Origin of the sequence: Novosphingobium chloroacetimidivorans (assembly GCF_014204535.1) — a bacterium.
In the GTDB taxonomy this organism is placed as follows: Bacteria; Pseudomonadota; Alphaproteobacteria; order Sphingomonadales; family Sphingomonadaceae; genus Novosphingobium; species Novosphingobium chloroacetimidivorans.
The window spans coordinates 1-2,510 of the sequence record NZ_JACHLR010000070.1; the positions used below are offsets into that span (position 1 = coordinate 1).

Sequence of the window (2,510 nt, forward strand, 5' to 3'; positions counted from 1 at the left end):
GGGCATGCCCCCGGACAGGTTGCCATCACCTCAACCAACCATCATGAAGGCGCGGGACTCTACCTCTGACTGGTAACAATCCGGGGAGCACGTCACCCGTGGTCAACCAACCTCCTGCAGCCTTGATCGACCGACGTCGAGGACGGCGTCCGTGAGCGTCTTCAATGCCAGCGCGTGCAGTCGGGTCACCGTCCAGAAGAGCTTCACGTTTATCGGCGCTCCCGAATTCATCTCAACGAGTTCGCCATTGGCGATCCACGGGCGAGCAAGCATGGTGGGGTGCATACCCCAAGCCATTCCTTGGAGCGCGAAGTTGAGAAATCCTGACGTGGACGGCACCCAGTGCATCGGCGCATCGAGTTCGATGCCATGGGTCTCTCTTGCCCAGCGGGCTTGGAGTCCGTCGCGCCGCTCGAACCGCAGACATGGCGCGCAGCGGAGCGCTTCTTCGGTCACTCCGTTGGAAAAGTAGCGCGTGGCGAAGTCGGGACTGCAGCAGGCGCGATACTCGAGGCTCCCGAGTTCGATGGTCTTACATCCTTGAACGGTGCCGGGATCGGCGGATACGGCGCCCAGGACTTCGCCCGACCGCAATCTATCGGCGGTCAGCGCCTCGTCCTCGATGATGAATTCCAGAAGATAGCCTGTCGCCTTCGCGAAGTGGGCTGCTGCTTCGGGAAACCAAGTAGCGATGCTATCCGAGTTGACCGCGATCTTCAACGTGATTGGAACATCGTCGAGCCCGATGAAAAGCGATGTGGTAAGCGCGAGATCGGCTTCAAGCAACTGGACTTGGTCGATATGGGCGCAGAGCCGTCTGCCAAGACCGGTGGCCACGCATGGCTGTCCTCGGACGATCAGTATGCTTCCCAACCGCTCCTCCAGCGTCCGCACGCGCTGCGACACCGCCGAGGGCGTGACGCCAAGCCGCTCTGCGGCACGCTCGAAGCTCCCTTCGCGTACGACACAAGCGACAGCTGACAGCGCTGCATAGTCAAGCATGACTTAGCAATGCTTCATCGGGGTTAGAATAACAAGTTTTACTGAACTCTCCTGCATCGCCACATGAGCAGCATGACTACCGTATATCCAACCTTCTTCACAGGCTTCGTAATGTCGGGTGCCCTCATCATGGCGATCGGCGCGCAGAACCTCTTCGTGCTCCGTCAGGGCCTTAAGCGTGAGCATGTTGGTCCGATCGTGCTATTCTGCGGCTGCACCGATGCGCTGCTCATCGCCGCTGGCGTCGGAGGCGTGGGTGCCCTGCTCGGGGCGATGCCACAACTGACGATGGCGCTGACCGTTGGCGGCGCCTTCTTTCTGATTTGGTATGGCTGCAAGGCGTTCCAACGGATGACGGCGCCCGATGCAATGACCATCACGACGCATGGCAGCATAACGCTCGGCCGCGCCGTTGGCACAGCAGCGGCCTTCACCCTGCTTAACCCGCATGTCTATCTCGATACGGTGCTGCTGATGGGGGCTGCAGGTTCGACCCATGCCCCCGCGGTCCGGCCGATTTTTGTCGCGGGTGCGGCGACCGCAAGCATCACCTGGTTCGCCGCGCTCGGCTATGGTGCCCGTGTCCTCACACCACTGTTCGCCAGGCCAGTCGCCTGGAAGGCCCTTGATGCGGTGGTAGGCGTTGTGATGCTGACGCTGGCGGCGACGCTGATCGCTAGGGTATTAGTATGAGGACAGTCTCACCAACCCGTCTGTCCATTGGCAATGACGTGACTATCGTCCAAGCCCAAAGCTCGAGATTCCGGCAAGCGCTAAAGTGGTTTATCGGCGCCATCGTCACCGTGTGCGAAACCGCCGTTCGCTACCAATACGATGCTCCGTAGGAGCGCTGCGGGGATCCCGAATGTCCTTCAAACGACCGCGATAGTGAGGTGGTGTCGCCTTCAGTCACGCGGAGTGAATAGCCCCTGGTTTTCTAGACGCCTTCTGCTTTCGAAGTCTGCTGCCGTTCGAACGCGGCAGGTGAGAGCAACCCGTTCCTGACGTGCTTGCGCAAAGGGTTGTAGAACATCTCGATGTAATCGAACACGTCCTGCCGGGCTTCCTTGAGCTTGGAAGCGAGATACCAGGTGCCCTGCGAGCGCACCCGTTCGCGCTCTCCGTCATGGCCGCTCCAGCGAGCCCGGACTGCGCCGGTTGAGCCTTCCTTGATCAGGAACCAGCCCAGGTCCACGCGCTCGGTCGCCTTGGCGAACTCAAGCGGGAGTTCCGTGCGCTCCAGTTCGATCCCCAGCGCTTCGGCGAGGCCGAGCACGGTGTCGCGAAACATCACGAACCAGGCCTTCGCTGCGTCCTCGGTCTGCGTGCTAACGTCCGGCTCGCCCATGCCGAGCGTGCTCCAGCTCTCCGGCGACTCATATCCGGTGCAATCGGCGGATTCGTAGATCGAGAGTAAGCGTCCGGTCTGGGGCGCCTTGCGCGACGGGTAATCGGCAAGCCACAGGTGCGGCACTGTGGACAGCACCGGTGCGGCACTTATGGCTACG

Annotated in this window: 3 protein-coding genes; 1 reads left to right on the plus strand and 2 read right to left on the minus strand. The window is 61.2% G+C overall.

The window, feature by feature from the left end; translation table 11 throughout:
• Positions 1 to 102 precede the first annotated feature (102 nt).
• Positions 103 to 1,002, minus strand: coding sequence for a LysR family transcriptional regulator ArgP (locus HNO88_RS21805; protein WP_184250915.1), 900 nt, complete (start codon positions 1,000 to 1,002; stop codon positions 103 to 105).
• A gap of 63 nt (positions 1,003 to 1,065) precedes the next feature.
• Between HNO88_RS21805 and HNO88_RS21810 the strand changes: the two genes are divergently transcribed.
• Complete coding sequence (locus HNO88_RS21810) at positions 1,066 to 1,695, plus strand: LysE/ArgO family amino acid transporter (RefSeq protein ID WP_246382303.1); 630 nt, start codon at positions 1,066 to 1,068, stop codon at positions 1,693 to 1,695.
• 244 nt (positions 1,696 to 1,939) lie between these two features.
• Here HNO88_RS21810 and HNO88_RS22605 read toward each other — a convergent pair.
• On the minus strand, positions 1,940 to 2,510 hold a 571-nt coding region (locus tag HNO88_RS22605; RefSeq protein WP_376768809.1), incomplete at its 5' end, for an IS3 family transposase.